The organism is Cupriavidus sp. FW305-3-2-15-C-LB2, assembly GCF_058787575.1.
In genome coordinates, this window is the sequence record NZ_JBYSZW010000021.1 from 24,293 (window position 1) to 40,506 (window position 16,214).

Consider the following 16,214-nt stretch of genomic DNA (forward strand, 5'->3'; position numbering starts at 1 on the left):
GTGTCCCGCGTCTTTCCCCATGCCGTCCGTGGCCTGCCGCATGCGCGCACACGCATCGCAGTCAACCATGCGCCCTTGCCGGATGAGGCAAGGCCGCTGTTCCGAAGAGTCTAGACATGTACGACTTGCCCGATTCCCGTGGCCATTTCGGCCCCTATGGCGGCACCTTCGTGTCGGAAACGCTGGTCCACGCGCTCGATGAGCTGCGCGAGGCCTATGCGCACTACCAGAAGGATCCGGAGTTCGATGCCGAATACCGCCGCGAACTGAAGCACTTTGTCGGCCGCCCGTCGCCGATCTACCACGCGCAGCGCTGGAGCGAGACGCTCGGTGGCGCGCAGATCTACTTCAAGCGCGAAGACCTGAACCACACCGGCGCGCACAAGATCAACAACGTGATCGGCCAGGCGCTGCTGGCCAAGCGCATGGGCAAGCCGCGCGTGATCGCCGAGACCGGGGCAGGGCAGCACGGCGTGGCCACCGCCACCATTGCCGCGCGCTTCGGCATGGAGTGCGTGGTCTACATGGGGGCCGAGGACGTCAAGCGCCAGGCCGCCAACGTCTACCGCATGAAGCTGCTGGGCGCCACCGTGGTGCCGGTGGAAAGCGGCTCGCGCACGCTCAAGGACGCGCTCAATGAAGCCATGCGCGACTGGGTCACCAACGTCGAGAACACCTTCTACATCATCGGCACGGTGGCCGGCCCGCATCCGTACCCGATGATGGTGCGCGACTTCCAGTGCGTGATCGGCGAGGAAGCCAAGGTGCAGATGCCGGAGATGACGGGCCGCCAGCCGGATGCCGTGATCGCCTGCGTCGGCGGCGGCTCCAATGCCATGGGCATCTTCTACCCGTATATCGAGCACCAGGACGTGCAGCTGATCGGTGTGGAAGCCGCCGGCGACGGCCTCGACACCGGCCGCCACGCGGCCTCGCTGACCGGCGGCACGCCGGGCGTGCTGCACGGCAACCGCACCTACCTGCTGCAGGACGCCAACGGCCAGATCATCGAGACCCATTCGGTGTCGGCCGGCCTGGACTACCCGGGCGTGGGCCCCGAGCATGCGTGGCTCAAGGACAGCGGTCGCGCGCAGTACGTGCCGATCACGGATGAAGAAGCGCTCAAGGCCTTCCACGACTGCTGCCGCATCGAGGGCATCATCCCGGCGCTGGAATCGAGCCACGCCATCGCCTATGCCTGCAAGCTGGCGCCGACGCTGCCCAAGGACAAGCTGCTGCTGGTGAACCTGTCCGGCCGTGGCGACAAGGACATGCACACCGTGGCCGAGCGCGCGGGGCTCAAGCTCTGATGCGCGCGCTGCCTCCGACCGGACTTGCCGTGGGCGGCGCGGGGGCGCCGGATGCGTCCGGAGCGCCCGATTCCGCCCAGCTGCGCCTGTTCCAGGAAGACATGTTCGAGGGCATTGCCCGCCTGCCGGACGGCTCGGTCGACCTGATCGTCGCCGATCCGCCCTACGGGCTGGGCAAGGACTACGGCAACGATTCCGACCTGCTGTCGGGCCAGGAGTATCTGGACTGGTCCGAGCGCTGGATGAACGCGGTCGTGCCCAAGCTCGCGCCCAAGGGAACGCTCTACCTGTTCTGCACCTGGCAGTATTCGCCCGAGCTGTTCGTGATGCTCAAGCGGCGCCTGACCATGATCAACGAGATCATCTGGGACCGCCGCGTGCCCAGCATGGGCGGCACCACGCGCAAGTTCTCGTCGGTGCACGACAACATCGGCTTTTTTGCCCGCGCGCGCGACTACTACTTCGATCTCGACCCGGTCCGCATTCCCTACGACCCCGAGACCAAGAAGGCGCGCAGCCGTCCGCGTTTCGAAGGCAAGAAGTGGCTGGAGGTGGGCTACAACCCGAAGGACCTGTGGAGCGTCTCGCGCATCCACCGCCAGGACCCGGAGCGCGCCAACCACCCGACGCAGAAGCCGCTGGAAATCGTCGAGCGCATGGTGCTGTCAAGCTGCCCGCCGGGCGGCCTGGTGCTGGATCCGTTCGCCGGCAGCGGCACCACCGCGGTGGCCTGCCTGCGCCACGGACGGCGCTTTGCCGGCTTCGAGATCAACCCGGAGTATGTGCAGGTGGCATGCGATCGCGTGTCTGCCGCCGCTGCAGCCCTTGCCGTCACGAATGCAGCCGCCGAGCCTGCCGCCACCCCAACCCTGGCCGCCGCCAACGACGATGTCTCGCCGGCGCCGCGGCCTCACCTGATTCCCTGATATGTCCCGTATCCAGAAGACGTTCGCGGCGCTGGCCGCGCAGCAGAAGAAGGGCCTGATTCCGTTTATCACCGCCGGCGATCCCGAGCCCGGCCTGACCGTGGCGCTGATGCATGCGCTGGTGGCGGGCGGCGCTGACGTGATCGAGCTGGGCGTGCCGTTCTCCGACCCGATGGCCGACGGCCCGGTGATCCAGCGCGCCTCCGAGCGCGCGCTGGCGCAGGGCGTGTCGCTGACCCAGGTGCTGCAGTGGGTGCGCGAGTTCCGCCAGACCAATGCCGATACCCCGGTGGTGCTGATGGGCTACGCCAATCCGATCGAGTGCATGGGCGAGCAGGTCTTTGCCGCCGCCGCGCGCGAAGCCGGCGTCGACGGCGTGCTGGTGGTCGACTATCCGCCCGAGGAGTGCGAGTCGTTCGCCACGCTGATGCGCGACAACGGCATGGACCCGATCTTCCTGCTGGCGCCGACTTCGACCGATGCCCGCATCGAGGCCGTGGCGCGCGTGGCCAGCGGCTACCTGTACTACGTGTCGCTCAAGGGCGTGACCGGCTCGGCCGCGATCGACCTGGACAGCGTGGCGGCGCGCCTGCCGCTGATCAAGCAGCATGCCAACCTGCCGGTGGGCGTGGGCTTCGGCATCCGCGACGCGCAGACCGCGCGCGCGATCGGCAGCGTGGCCGATGCCGTGGTGATCGGCAGCCGCCTGGTGCAGCTGCTGGAGGACACCCCGCGCGAACAGGCGGTGGCGACGCTGCAGGCGTTTATCGCCGAGATCCGCCAGGCGCTGGATAGTTGAAGTGATCTAATGTCGGCCTGACGATCATTTTTAAGTGCTTCAATGTGCGCAAATCGCGCGTTGCGCTTCGAGGTCACCGGGCCGGCATGGTAAATTCGCGGGTTGATTCCCTGCCATCTGCCAACAGGCGTCCCGACACCGGGCTTGCCGGCGGACCGCAGTCATCCGAAAGGAGCTTTCATGAGCTGGTTGGATAAACTCCTGCCCCCCAAGATTCAACAGACCGACCCCAGCACCCGCAAGGGCATCCCTGAGGGATTGTGGGTCAAGTGCCCGTCGTGCGAGTCCACCCTGTACCGGACCGACGTCGAGGCCAACCTGCACGTCTGCCCCAAGTGCGACCACCATATGCGCATCAGCGCGCGGGCGCGCCTGGACGGGCTGCTGGACGCCGAAGGCCGTTATGAGATCGGCCAGGAGATCGTGCCGGTCGACGCCCTCAAGTTCAAGGATTCCAAGAAGTACCCGGACCGCATCAAGGCCGCCATGGATGACACCGGCGAGACCGATGCCATGGTGGTGATGGGCGGTGCCATCCACACCATCCCGGTGGTGGTCAGCTGCTTCGAGTTCGAGTTCATGGGCGGTTCGATGGGCTCGGTGGTGGGTGAGCGCTTCGTGCGCGGCGCGCAGGCCGCGCTGGAGCAGAAGGTGCCGTTCATCTGCTTTACCGCCACCGGCGGCGCGCGCATGCAGGAAAGCCTGCTGTCGCTGCTGCAGATGGCCAAGACCACCTCGATGCTGAACCAGCTGAGCGCGGCCAAGCTGCCGTTCATCAGCGTGCTGACCGACCCGACCATGGGCGGCGTGTCGGCCAGCTTCGCCTTCCTGGGCGACGTGGTGATCGCCGAGCCCAAGGCGCTGATCGGCTTTGCCGGCCCGCGCGTGATCGAGCAGACCGTGCGCGAGAAGCTGCCTGAAGGCTTCCAGCGCTCGGAGTTCCTGATCCAGAAGGGCGCCATCGACATGATCGTCGACCGCCGCAAGATGCGCGCGGAACTGGCGCAGCTGCTGGCGCTGCTGCAGAAGCAGCCGGCCGACGCGGTGGCATAACAACGTCTGCATGGCAGATCAAGGGCGCGGGTGGTTGACGCGCCTTTCGCTTTTCCTGGCCGCCCCGGTGGCTATGTCGGGCCGGGTGCAAGCCCGGCCTTGACTTTGCCGCTGGCTGGCCAAATCTGGTAGCAACAGCTTTTCCTCGCACCCCACATGCCTGTCTTCCATACGCTCCCCGAATGGCTTGCCCATCTCGAAACCGCCCATCCCGTGGGCATCGACATGGGCCTGGCGCGCATCACGCGCGTGAAGGAGGCCCTCGGGCTGCGCATCGACGCCGTGGTGTTCACGGTGGGCGGCACCAACGGCAAGGGCTCTACCTGCGCGATGCTCGAGCGCATCCTGCTGGAGGCCGGCTACAAGGTGGGCTGCCATACCTCGCCGCACCTGATCTCGTTCAACGAGCGCGCCCGCATCAATGGCGAGATCGCCACCGATGCGCAGCTGCTGCCGCATTTCGAGGCGGTCGAGCGCGCGCGCAACAGCTTTGCCGACCCGGTCAGCCTGACCTACTTCGAGTTCACCACGCTGGCGATCATTCATGCCTTCGCCGCGGCCGGGCTGGACGCGATCATCCTGGAAGTGGGCCTGGGCGGGCGCCTGGACGCGGTCAACGTGATCGATACCGACTGCGCCATCGTCACCAGCGTCGATATCGACCATACCCAGTACCTGGGCCATACGCGCGAGGAGATCGGCTTCGAGAAGGCCGGCATCTTCCGCCCGGGCGTGCCCGCGATCTGCGGCGACCCGATGCCGCCCAAGTCGCTGGTGGCGCACGCCGAGGCCGTCGGCGCCGAGTTGTGGCTGGTGGGGCGCGACTACCATTTCCACGCCGCCAAGGGCCAGGAGCGCCAGCAATGGGACTGGAGCGGCGGCGGGCGCAAGCTTAACGGCCTGGGCTACCCGGCGCTGCGCGGCGCCAACCAGCTGCTCAACGCGGCGGCGGCGCTGGCCGCGCTGCAGGCCATGCGCCCGCGCCTGCCGGTCAGCGCACAGGAAGTGCGCAACGGCCTGGCTTTTGTCGAGCTGCCGGGCCGCTTCCAGGTGCTGCCAGGCCGCCCGGCCGTGATCCTGGACGTGGCGCACAATCCGCATGCGGCGGCCACGCTGGGGCAGAACCTGGAGAACATGGGGTTCTTCCGCTACACCTACGCGGTGTTCGGCGCGATGCAGGACAAGGACATCGCCGGGGTGCTGCAGCACGTGGCCGACAAGGTCGACCACTGGTGCCTGTGCGACCTGCCGACCGAGCGCGCCGCCAGGGCCGCGGACCTGCTCGCCAAGCTGGAGGCGGGCGGATTCCGCCCCGGCCCGGACGCCACCGCGGCCTGCTTCTCCAGCCCCGAGGCGGCATTCCGCGATGCCATCGAGCGAGCCACCGAGAATGATAGAATTCTGGTCTTCGGATCGTTCTATACCGTCGCCGGCGTGATGGCGTATCGTGCCACGCAGGCTAACTGAAGCAGGCGCCCCGGCGCCCGCTGACCTGGCAACCCCGGCGGCCTTGGCCGATCAATGAGCGGCAAACGCAACGAGCGGCCCCACAAGGCCGTATCACCGAACCAATCTATGGGCCTGCTTTCGCTGTTTTCTTCCCGCAAGGGCAACGACCCGGCACCCGAGCGTGCGCGGCGCCAGCGTACCGACACGGGTGCAGGCATCGCCTCGTCGCGCCGTCTGGCCGATGACTATGCCGACGATACGCTCGACCCCGAATTCCCGCAGAAGCAGCGCGCGCGCCGCCGCCTGATCGGCGCCGTGGTGCTGATGGTGGCCGCCGTGATCGTGCTGCCGATCGTGTTCGAGACCAAGCCGCGGCCGGTGTCCGATGACGTCTCGGTAAAGGTCGCAAACGGGGTCACGGGCGCGCAGGGGGCGCAGAAGCCCCGCGTCGAGCCGCGCAAGGCCGACCCGCTGCCGCCCACGCCGGCGGCGCGCAATGATGCCGAGGCGCTCGACGCCGGCGAGGAAATCGTCAGCGCGCCCAAGCCCGCGGCCGCCGCAGCCGCTGCGGACAAGCCGGCGCAACGGGCTGAAGCCAAGCCCGAAGCCAAGACGGGCAGCGGCAAGTACCTGATCCTGATCGGCGCCTTCTCTTCCGAAGAGCGCGCCAAGGGCTGGCTGGCCAAGCTCAAGGCGAGCAAGGTCCCGGCCTATGTCGAAAAGAAAATGCTGGCCGATGGCGAGCGCATCCTGCTGCGTGCCGGCCCCTTCAGCGACCGTGACGCCGCCGACGCCGCCGACAAGCGTGTGCGCGCGGTGGGGCTGACCTCGAAGGTCGTGGAACAGTAAGGGGCAAGTACGGCCGGCGCCTGTGCCCGGCCGCAAGCAACGATGCAGCCGACTTTCTTCGACTATGCCGTGGTCTTCATCCTGCTGGCCTCGGGCGTGCTCGGCGTGCTGCGCGGCCTGGTGCGCGAGGTGCTCTCGCTGATCGGCTGGGTGGTGGCGTTCTGGGTGGCGTTCCGCTATGGCGCGGTGGCCGCGGGCTGGATGCCTGAATCGATGCCTGGCGGCGAGCTGGCGCGCCATGCGCTGGGTTTCGTGGTGCTGCTGATCGGCACCGTGCTGGGCGCCTCGCTGGCCGGCATGGTGGTCGGGCAGCTGCTGGAGAGCACCGGGCTCAAGCCCGCCGACCGCGGGCTGGGACTGATGTTCGGCCTGCTGCGCGGCGTGCTGCTGGTGATGGTGATGGTCACGCTGGCCAGCCTGACCAAATTGCCGGAAGAACCGTTCTGGCGCGACGCGGTAAGCCGCCCTTATGTGATGCAGGCCATGGAATCGGTGAAGCCATGGCTGCCGCCGGAGCTGGCGAAGTACGTCAAGACATGAAGCCGGGCATGGTGCCCGGTCGGTAGTACGCAGGCCTTTGGGTCCGGGGGATTTCCGGACCAGGCTGCGCCCCTGATTCAAAGCCTTTCCTGGGAGCTTGGCAATGTGCGGTATCGTCGGCGTGGTTTCAGCCACGCCTGTCAACCAATTGATTTACGACAGCCTGCTGTTGTTGCAACATCGCGGACAGGATGCTGCCGGCATCGCCACCGCCAACGGCAGTACTTTCCACATGCACAAGGCCAACGGCCTGGTGCGCGATGTCTTCCGCACCCGCAATATGCGCAGCCTGCCCGGCGCCGCCGGTATCGGCCAGGTGCGCTATCCGACCGCTGGCTCGGCATCCAGCGAGGAAGAAGCGCAGCCGTTCTACGTGAACGCGCCCTATGGCGTGATCCTGGCGCATAACGGCAACCTGACCAACTGGGAGCAGCTGCGCGAGGAGATGTTCCGCCGCGACCGCCGCCACATCAACACGCATTCGGACACCGAAGTGCTGCTGAACGTGCTGGCCGACGAGCTGCAGCGCGCCAGCAACGGCATGGCGCTGGACCCGGACACCATCTTCACGGCGGTCAGCGGCCTGCACCGCCGCGTACGCGGCTCGTATGCCATTGCCGCGCAGATCGCCGGCTACGGCATGCTGGCGGTGCGCGACCCGTTCGGCATCCGCCCGCTGTGCCTGGGCAGCGTCGAGACCCCCACCGGCAAGGAATGGATGGTGGCATCCGAGTCCGTGGCGCTGGAAGGCATCGGCTACAAGCTCGAGCGCGACGTGGCGCCGGGCGAGGCCATCTTCATCGACCTGGACGGCAAGCTCTACAGCAAGCAGTGCGCCGAGAACGCGGTGCTGACGCCGTGCATTTTCGAGTACGTCTACCTGGCCCGCCCGGATTCGTGCATCGACGGCGTGCCGGTCTATGACGCGCGCCTGCGCATGGGCGACTACCTGGCCGAGAAGATCCGCCAGGAAGTGTCAGCCGGCGATGTCGACGTGGTCATGCCGATTCCCGATTCCAGCCGTCCGGCCGCGATGCAGGTGGCCAACCGCCTGGGCGTGAACTACCGCGAAGGCTTCTTCAAGAACCGCTACGTCGGCCGCACCTTCATCATGCCCGGCCAGGCGGTGCGCAAGAAGTCGGTGCGCCAGAAGCTCAATGCCATGGGCGTGGAGTTCAAGGGCAAGAACGTGCTGATCGTCGATGACTCGATCGTGCGCGGCACCACCTCGTTCGAGATCGTGCAGATGGCGCGCGATGCCGGCGCCAACAAGGTGATCTTCGCCTCGGCCGCGCCGCCGGTGAAGTACCCCAACGTGTACGGCATCGACATGCCGACCCGCAGCGAGCTGGTGGCCCATAACCGCACCCACGAAGAGATTGCGAAGATCATCGGCGCGGACAAGCTGGTGTACCAGGACGTGGAAGCGATGAAGCAGGCCGTGCGCGACATCAACCCGGCGCTGAAGGACTTCGATGCTTCGTGCTTCGATGGCCGCTACATCACCGGCGATATCGACGAGGCCTACCTGAACCGCCTCGAAACGGCGCGCAGCCAGGCCGACCGCGACGGCACCAATGGCGACACCGAGCGCTCGCAACTGCACCTGCAGCGCTCCGGCGGCAACGAGTAAGCCGTGCCGCCGCTGTCCGCGCGTTGACGAATGCGGAGCCCGGCCGTAACATGGCCGGGCGTCGATTTGATAGTCAGCTTGCGGACGCGGGTCCAGCCCGAAACAGCTAAAGAGATGGCGGTCAGCAACGATTCCCGATGCGCAGTGCCTTCGCGGCGCAGCGATTTCCGGAAGCCGGCCGCCACAGCCTGAAGCCGAAGGCCATTCGCAGAACAGCAAGCCCGTCGATCCGACCACCCGATCGCACGGGCTTTTTTCATGGCCGCGCGCCGGTCCACCTGGCCGGCGCCGGCTCGTCGAAACCATCGCATTCGCGCGGGTACGACCGCGCTCCACCAGCATGAACGAACCGCTCAACCCCGAATCGCTCGGCATCGACACCCTCGGCGTGCGCGCCGGCACGCTGCGCAGCGAATTCATGGAGCACTCCGAAGCCATTTACCTGACCTCGAGCTTCTGCTTCAACAGCGCCGCCGAGGCCGCCGAACGCTTCGCCAACTCGGAAGAGGGCTTCACCTACTCGCGCTTCACCAACCCGACCGTGTCGATGTTCCAGTCGCGCCTGGCCGCGCTGGAAGGCGCGCAGGCCTGCATGGCGACCGCCTCGGGCATGAGCGCGATCCTGTCGGTGGTGCTGTCGTCGATGCAGGCGGGCGACCACCTGGTCAGCTCGCGCGCGATCTTCGGCTCGACCATGACGCTGTTCGGCAATATCTTCTCGAAGTTCGGCGTCGAGACCACCTTCGTCGACCCGAGCGACCTGAACGCATGGCGCGCCGCGGTGCGCCCGAACACCAAGCTGCTCTTCCTGGAAACGCCGTCGAACCCGCTGACCGAAGTGGCCGATATCGCCGCCGTGGCCGACATCGCCCACGACGCCGGCGCGCTGCTGGTGGTCGACAACTGCTTCTGTTCGCCGGCGCTGCAGCAGCCGATGAAGTTCGGCGCCGACATCGTGGTGCATTCGGCCACCAAGCATATCGACGGCCAGGGCCGCGTGCTGGGCGGCGCGGTGCTGGGCTCGCACGACTTCATCATGGGCAAGGTGTTCCCGTTCGTTCGCACCGCGGGCCCGACGCTGTCGGCGTTCAACGCCTGGGTGCTGCTCAAGGGCATGGAGACGCTGGCGATCCGCATGGAACGCCATTCGGCCAGCGCGCTGGCGCTGGCGCAGTTCCTGGAATCGCATCCGGCGGTGGCGCGCGTGTTCCACCCGGCGCTGAAGTCGCACCCGCAGCACGAGATCGCCATGCGCCAGCAAAGCGGCGGCGGCGCGATCGTGTCGTTCGAGCTGAAGGGCGCCACGCCCGAGCAGCAGCGGGCCAATGCCTGGCGCGTGATCGACAACACCCGGCTGTGCTCGATCACCGGCAACCTGGGCGACACCCGCACCACCATCACGCACCCGTACACCACCACGCACGCGCGCGTGAGCCCCGAGGCCAAGGCGGCCGCGGGCGTCGGCGAAGGGCTGATCCGGCTGGCGGTGGGGCTGGAGTCGGTCGATGACCTGAAGGCCGACCTGCTGCGCGGCCTGGGCGACTGAGGGCTTACTGCGCCGGCTGTGGCGGCTGTGCAGGTTGTGGCGACGGGGGCGGCGCGGGTTCGTCGCTGCCGGCCACGGCCTTCACGCCTGCGGCCGTGACGTCGTAGGTGGTGCTGACCGCGGTTGTCGCCACGCTGACGGCGGCCGATCCGACGGTAGCCACCGTCGACACCGCGGCACTACCCACGGCCATCACCATGCACCCGGCCAGTGACGCCGTGGCGCATGCGGCCGCCAGCGCCAGGACGGTGCGCTGCAAGGTGGCGGAATCTCCGCTATCGTTGCGCACGTTGCGACGCAATCCGAGAAATCGATATGGCATGGACACTGCTGGCCCTGGCAGGGCTGTTCGAGGTGGTGTGGGCGATCGGGCTGAAGTACACCGAAGGTTTTACGCGGCTGGTGCCCAGCGTCATCACGCTGATCGGCATGGCCATCAGCGTGCTGCTGCTGGCGCTGGCGCTGCGGCATATCCCGGTCGGGACCGGCTATGCTGTCTGGACCGGGATTGGCGCGGTCGGCACCGCGATCCTCGGCATCATACTCTTCAATGAGCCCGCCACTGCGGCGCGGCTGGCCTGCATCGGCCTGATCGTGTGCGGGATTGCCGGGCTCAAGCTCGTGGGCAGCGCCTGAGGCCCGGCATGCGGCAGTCTTAGCGCAGCAGCCGGCGGCGCAGCAGCATCAGGCACACTACCAGCGCCACCATTGCATAGGCGCCCAGTACCGCCAGGTGCAGGCCGACATCCTCCGACGGACGGCCCAGCATCAGCGGCCGGATCAGCGCCACCGCATGCGCCAGCGGCAGTACCTTGGTGGCTGCCTGCACGCCCTCGGGCAACTGTTCCAGCGGGAAGAACACGCCCGACAGCAGCAGCATCGGCGTCATCACCAGGGTCTGGTAGAACATGAAGAAGTCGTAGCTGGGCGCCAGCGCGGTGACAGTCATCGCCAGCGCGGCAAAGGCAATGCCGGCCAGCACGATCACCGGCAGCGCCAGCAGCGCGCCGGGCATCTGCGCATAGCCGAGCGCACCCGCCACCAGCATGATGGCCAGCCCGGACAGTACCGCCTTGCTGGCCGCCCAGGCGATCTCGCCCAGCACCACGTCGCCCAGCGTCAGCGGGGCATGCATGATCGCCTCCCAGGTGCGCTGCACGTGCATGCGCGAGAACGCCGAATACATCGACTCGAAGCTGGCCGACATCATCACGCTGGACGCGGTGGTGCCGGCGGCCAGGAAGGCGATATACGACACCCCGTTGACCTGGCCCACCATCAGCCCCAGCCCGAGGCCGAGGCCGAACAGGTAAATCATCGGGTCGGCGAGGTTGCCGATCATCGACGGGATGGCCAGCTTCTTCCACACCATGTAGTTGCGGTACCAGACCATCATCCAGTTGCGCAGGTTGCGCGGCAGCAGCGGCTGCGGATAGCGCTGGCGCGGCGTCGCGGCGGCGTGGCCGCCAGCGGCCGCGGGGGCAGTGGTGGTATCCGCGCGGGGATCCTGTTCGCTCATGTCAGTCCCTCGGTTCAGTCCCGCATCTCGCGGCCGGTCAGCTTGAGGAACACGTCCTCCAGGTTGGCCGGGCGGTGCAGGTAGCGCACGCCGTTCCTGCCGTGCAGCGCCGCCAGCAGCGGGGCGGGCTCGCGCACATAGCAGAACAGCGTCTCGCCGCTCATTTCAGTACGTTGCGCCAGCGGCGTCAGGCTGCCGCGCAGCGTGTCCAGTTCATCGCCATAGACCTCGACCACGTCGCAGCCGATCTGGCTGTCGATCAGCTCGTGCGGCTTGCCTTCGGCAATCTTGCGGCCGCCGTCGATCACGCACAGGTAGTTGCACAGCCGTTCGGCCTCTTCCATGAAGTGCGTGGTCAGCAGGATGGTCTTGCCGCTGGCCATCAGCGACTTCAGGCGCTCCCAGATCAGGTGGCGCGCCTGCGGGTCCAGGCCGGTGGTGGGCTCGTCCATCACCAGCAGGTCAGGGTCGTTGATCAGCGCGCGTGCCACCGTCAGGCGCCGGCGCATGCCGCCGGAGAGGTCGCGCACCTGCGCATCGGCGCGGTTTTCCAGCCGGGCGAATTCCAGCAGCATCGGCACGCGCCGCTCGATCTCGGCCGACGACAGTCCGAAGTAGCGCCCGAAGATGCGCAGGTTCTCGATCACCGAGAAATCCGGGTCGAGGTTGTCGAACTGCGGCACCACGCCCACGCGCATGCGCGCCTGCGGCGCGCGCTCGGGGATGGGCTCGCCGCACAGCGTGAGCGTGCCGGCCATGGGCGTGGTCAGGCCCAGCAGCAGGCGCAGCGTGGTGGTCTTGCCGGCGCCGTTGGGCCCCAGCAGGCCGAAGCACTGGCCGCGAAATACCTGGAGATCGAGGTCGTCGACCACGACCGTGTCGCCGTATTGCTTGCGCACCTTGCGCAACTCTAGGATGGCAGTCAAGGCAGGGTCCGGTGTGGCGCCGCACGGGCGCAATATCCGCCATTATGCCGGTCATCGGCGCAATGCTCAGGTGGCGCAGTGCAGCAAAAGCCGCGGCGGCAAGGCGCAGCGGGGGCCGGCCTGGGCGCGAGGCATAAAAAAACCGCCAGCGAACTGGCGGTTTTTTTATGCCCGGCGGTGCCAGGCGGCGAAGCGTACCGGATCAGTACATCTTCTTCGGCAGCATCTGCATGCGCAGGCGCTTGCGCAGACGCGCTTCGGCGGCCTTCTTCTTGCGCTTGCGCTCGGTCGTCGGCTTCTCGTAAGCGGTGCGGCTCTTGAGTTCAACGATCAGGCCAGTCTGCAGAATGGCGCGACGGAAGCGCCGCATTGCAACTTCAACGGGCTCACCGGGTTTCAAGACGATCTTAGTCAATTCAGTCCTTTAGGGGATTGCCGCAAGGAGCGGCTGGTTCACACGGGGGGAAACTGCGGTCGCCGGAGCGACTGGTATTGCACGCCGGGCTAATGCCCTGGTGCGCCCCCGCGAACCTGAAAGATGTGGACGTTTCAGTCCGTGCAACCAGTGTCAGGGGTGATAGCGCCAGGTCCTATACAACTGGAGCCTGACAGTACCGGTTTCCATGAATGCTATACGCCCGTAACTATGGCATGTATACGACTGCACTGTCAAGAATGTAGTGCAATGCGCGCGCGGGCGTAGCGATCGGAAATCGCCGCTAGTCTACCTTGGCGCACTTTACGCCGGCGCCTGCGTGGCACAATCTGGCTGCGCTCCCGCCGCTGCGAGGCAAGCGCGACCACCATGCCTGAGCCGCGCCAACCCGACGATCCCCGCCCCGACCCCGACCACCTGCTGCAGCGCATGCAGGCCGCCGGCGAACGCGCCGCGCGCGGGTGCCTGCGCATCTATTTCGGCGCTTCGGCCGGCGTCGGCAAGACCTTCGCCATGCTGGCCGCGGCGCGCGCGCAGCGCGAGCAGGGCGGCGACGTGGTGGTGGGCGTGGTCGAAACCCATGGCCGCGCCGAAACCGAGGCGCTGGCCGAAGGCATCGAGCGCGTGCCATTGCGCCGCGTCGACTACCGCGGCCGCACGCTGCAGGAATTCGATCTCGATGCGGCCCTGGCACGCCGGCCTGCGCTGATCCTGGTGGATGAGCTGGCGCACAGCAACGCGCCCGGCAGCCGCCACCCCAAGCGCTGGCAGGACATCGCCGAACTGCTGTCGGCCGGCATCGATGTCTGGACCACGGTCAACGTCCAGCACCTGGACAGCCTGAACCAGGCGGTGGCCGGCATCACCGGCATCCGCGTGCGCGAGACCGTGCCCGACACGGTCTTCGACGATGCCGGCGAGGTGGTGCTGGTCGACCTGCCCGCCGACGAGCTGCTGCGCCGCCTGCGCGAAGGGCGCGTGTACGTGCCCGAGCAGGCCCGCCATGCCGTGCAGCATTTCTTCCGCAAGGGCAACCTGATTGCGCTGCGCGAGCTGGCGCTGCGCCGCACTGCCGACCGCGTCGACGACGACGTGCGCGCCTACCGGCAGGAAGCCTCGATCGAACCGGTCTGGCGCACGCGTGAAGCGGTGCTGGCCTGTGTCGGCCACGGCAGCGATGCTGCGCAGGTGGTGCGCAGCGCGCGCCGGCTGGCCGGGCAGCTCGATTGCGACTGCCATGTGGTGACGGTGTCGGTGCCGCGCCTGGCACCCGTGCCCGACGCCCAGCGCGAGCAGCTCGACCAGGCCATGCGGCTGGCCGAGGCGCTGGGCGCGCGTACCGAAACGCTGGCCGGCAGCGACATGGTGGCGGCGGTGGCCGGCTATGTGCGGCGGCACAATCTGACCAAGGTCTTGATCGGCCGCACGCCGGCGCGCTGGGCCGATGGCGGGGCTTCATTGTCCGGCCGCATGCACGCGCTGCTGGCGCGCGCGCTGGCGCCATGGCTGGGCGCGCGCGCGTGGCTGTTCGGGCGCACCAGTTTTGCCGATGCGCTGGCTGCGGCGTGTCCCGAGATCGACGTGATCCGCGTGGCGGACGACAGCGTCCGACAGGAGACCCCCGCTGATGCGCCCGTGCTGCCCGGCACCGAGCCGCCGCAGGCAGACGCCCGGCCTGCGCAGTGGCCGGGCCTGCTGTGGGCGGTGGCCTGGTGCGCCGGCGCCACCGCGCTGTCGGCGCTGGCGCGGCCATGGTTCGACCTGGTCAATATCGCCATGCTGTTCCTGCTGGCGGTGGCCGGCGTGGCGCTGCGCCACGGACGTACCGCGGGGGCGTTCGCCGCGCTGGTGGCGGTGGGGGCGTTTGATTTCTTCTTCGTGCCGCCGCAGCTGTCGTTTGCGGTCACCGACGTGCAATACCTGGTGACCTTCCTGGTGATGCTGGCAGTCGGGCTGGTGATTGGACAGCTGACGGCCGGACTGCGCGAGCAGGCCCAGGTATCGGTGCAGCGCGAGACCGATGCGCGCACGCTGTACGAGCTGGCGCGCGAGCTGTCGGCGGCGCTGACCGACGCGCAGATCGTCGGTATCGGCAGCCGCTTCCTGCGCGCGGCGTTCGATGCGCGTGCCGCGTTTTTCCTGGTCGGCGCGGACGGCCGGCTGCTGCCCGCGGCCACGGCTCCCGAGGCCGGCGGCGCGGCACAGAGCGATGCCGTCGACCACGTGCTGGCGCAATGGGTCTTCAACCACGGCCAGCCGGCCGGCACCGGCACCGACACGCTGCCTTCCGGCACGGTGCTGTACCTGCCGCTGAAGGCGCCGATGCAGGTGCGCGGCGTGCTGGCAGTGGAGCCGCGCACCTGGCGCGCATTTGCTCAGCCCGCGCTGCGGCGCCAGGTCGATGTCTTTGCCACGCTGATCGCGATTGCGATCGAGCGGCTGCACTATGTCGAGGTGGCGCAGCAGGCGCTGCTGGCGATGGAGTCCGAGCGCCTGCGCAGCTCGCTGCTGGCGGCGGTGTCTCACGACCTGCGCACGCCGCTGACCAGCCTGATCGGCATGGCCGAGACCCTGCAGCGCGGCACGACGCCGCTGGCGCCGGAGGTGGCCGAGACCGTCGGCGCCATGCGCGACCAGGCGCGCCGCATGCACGCGATGGTGGCCAACCTGCTCGACATGGCGCGGCTGCAAAGCCGCAGTGTGGCGCTGCGCAAGGAATGGCAGTCGTTCGAAGAACTGGCCGGCGCGGCGCTGGCGTCGCTGCGCGATGCGCTGGCGCGGCACCGCGTGGTGGTGGCCGACCTGTCGGCACTGCCGCTGGTGGAATGCGATGGCGTGCTGATGGAGCGCGTGCTGTGCAACCTGCTGGAGAATGCGGCCAAGTACACCGCGCCGGGTACCGAGATCCGCGTGCGCGGCGAGCTCTCCGACGACGCCGTGCACCTCGTCGTCGAGGACGACGGCCCCGGCGTGCCGGCGGCGATGGCGCGGCAGGTGTTCGAGAAATTCACCCGCGGCGAGCGCGAGTCCGCCACCACCGGGGTGGGCCTGGGGCTGGCCGTGTGCGAGGCCATCGTGCAGGCGCACGGCGGCAGCATCCGCGTCGAGCCGGTGCATGCTCGGGCGCAGGGCGAAGGCACCGGCGCGCGCTTCGTGGTCACGCTGCCGCGCGGCAACCCTCCAGTGCTGGAACTGGAAGCGGCCGGCTTGCCGGCCTGAACCCGACAA

General features: G+C 68.0%; 15 protein-coding genes. 11 read left to right on the top strand and 4 right to left on the bottom strand.

Going from position 1 to position 16,214, the window contains the following annotated elements; translation table 11 throughout:
- Window positions 1–116 precede the first annotated feature (116 nt).
- From trpB to AC3WRR_RS16995, 9 genes are all read left to right on the top strand, one after another.
- Window positions 117–1,310, top strand: coding sequence for a tryptophan synthase subunit beta (gene trpB, locus AC3WRR_RS16955; protein WP_010814634.1), 1,194 nt, complete (start codon window positions 117–119; stop codon window positions 1,308–1,310).
- Complete coding sequence (locus AC3WRR_RS16960; RefSeq protein WP_010814635.1) at window positions 1,310–2,236, top strand: DNA-methyltransferase; 927 nt, start codon at window positions 1,310–1,312, stop codon at window positions 2,234–2,236. Before trpB ends, AC3WRR_RS16960 begins: the two co-directional genes overlap by 1 nt.
- 1 nt (window position 2,237) lies before the next feature.
- Entirely contained in the window at window positions 2,238–3,035 is a 798-nt protein-coding gene (gene trpA, locus AC3WRR_RS16965; RefSeq protein WP_010814636.1) for a tryptophan synthase subunit alpha, read from the top strand.
- 180 nt (window positions 3,036–3,215) lie between these two features.
- Entirely contained in the window at window positions 3,216–4,088 is an 873-nt protein-coding gene (gene accD / locus AC3WRR_RS16970; RefSeq protein ID WP_010814637.1) for an acetyl-CoA carboxylase, carboxyltransferase subunit beta, read from the top strand.
- 156 nt (window positions 4,089–4,244) lie between these two features.
- The gene (gene folC, locus AC3WRR_RS16975) at window positions 4,245–5,555 is read left to right on the top strand and encodes a bifunctional tetrahydrofolate synthase/dihydrofolate synthase (protein ID WP_010814638.1); all 1,311 of its coding nucleotides are present in this window, start codon (window positions 4,245–4,247) and stop codon (window positions 5,553–5,555) included.
- A gap of 108 nt (window positions 5,556–5,663) precedes the next feature.
- Window positions 5,664–6,386, top strand: coding sequence for an SPOR domain-containing protein (locus AC3WRR_RS16980; protein ID WP_492297524.1), 723 nt, complete (start codon window positions 5,664–5,666; stop codon window positions 6,384–6,386).
- A 42-nt stretch (window positions 6,387–6,428) separates the two neighbouring features.
- Window positions 6,429–6,926 (top strand): CvpA family protein, encoded by a 498-nt coding sequence (locus AC3WRR_RS16985; protein ID WP_010814640.1) that lies wholly within the window; start codon window positions 6,429–6,431, stop codon window positions 6,924–6,926.
- Window positions 6,927–7,029: 103 nt separating this feature from the next.
- A complete protein-coding gene (purF, locus tag AC3WRR_RS16990) occupies window positions 7,030–8,559 on the top strand; it encodes an amidophosphoribosyltransferase (protein WP_010814641.1) in 1,530 nt (509 codons plus the stop codon).
- Window positions 8,560–8,899: 340 nt separating this feature from the next.
- Window positions 8,900–10,105, top strand: a complete 1,206-nt coding sequence (locus AC3WRR_RS16995; RefSeq protein ID WP_010814642.1) for an O-succinylhomoserine sulfhydrylase — start codon at window positions 8,900–8,902, stop codon at window positions 10,103–10,105.
- A gap of 4 nt (window positions 10,106–10,109) precedes the next feature.
- Here AC3WRR_RS16995 and AC3WRR_RS17000 read toward each other — a convergent pair whose 3' ends face one another.
- Window positions 10,110–10,427, bottom strand: a complete 318-nt coding sequence (locus AC3WRR_RS17000; protein WP_414220945.1) for a hypothetical protein — start codon at window positions 10,425–10,427, stop codon at window positions 10,110–10,112.
- Here AC3WRR_RS17000 and sugE point away from each other — a divergent pair.
- Window positions 10,421–10,741 (top strand): quaternary ammonium compound efflux SMR transporter SugE, encoded by a 321-nt coding sequence (sugE, locus tag AC3WRR_RS17005; RefSeq protein WP_011615737.1) that lies wholly within the window; start codon window positions 10,421–10,423, stop codon window positions 10,739–10,741. The two genes, AC3WRR_RS17000 and sugE, sit on opposite strands and share 7 nt — an antisense overlap.
- Before the next feature lie 19 nt (window positions 10,742–10,760).
- Here sugE and AC3WRR_RS17010 read toward each other — a convergent pair whose 3' ends face one another.
- The 3 genes from AC3WRR_RS17010 to rpsU all read right to left on the bottom strand — a co-directional run bounded on the left by AC3WRR_RS17010 (window position 10,761) and on the right by rpsU (window position 12,965).
- The gene (locus AC3WRR_RS17010; RefSeq protein WP_010814645.1) at window positions 10,761–11,624 is read right to left on the bottom strand and encodes an ABC transporter permease; all 864 of its coding nucleotides are present in this window, start codon (window positions 11,622–11,624) and stop codon (window positions 10,761–10,763) included.
- A 14-nt stretch (window positions 11,625–11,638) separates the two neighbouring features.
- Window positions 11,639–12,550 (bottom strand): nodulation factor ABC transporter ATP-binding protein NodI, encoded by a 912-nt coding sequence (nodI, locus tag AC3WRR_RS17015; RefSeq protein ID WP_026200447.1) that lies wholly within the window; start codon window positions 12,548–12,550, stop codon window positions 11,639–11,641.
- A 202-nt stretch (window positions 12,551–12,752) separates the two neighbouring features.
- Window positions 12,753–12,965: a 30S ribosomal protein S21 gene (rpsU, locus tag AC3WRR_RS17020; protein ID WP_010814647.1), complete on the bottom strand. Its 213-nt coding sequence runs from the start codon at window positions 12,963–12,965 to the stop codon at window positions 12,753–12,755.
- 390 nt (window positions 12,966–13,355) lie between these two features.
- Here rpsU and AC3WRR_RS17025 point away from each other — a divergent pair, with 390 nt between their 5' ends.
- The gene (locus AC3WRR_RS17025; RefSeq protein WP_011615735.1) at window positions 13,356–16,205 is read left to right on the top strand and encodes a DUF4118 domain-containing protein; all 2,850 of its coding nucleotides are present in this window, start codon (window positions 13,356–13,358) and stop codon (window positions 16,203–16,205) included.
- Window positions 16,206–16,214 lie beyond the last annotated feature (9 nt).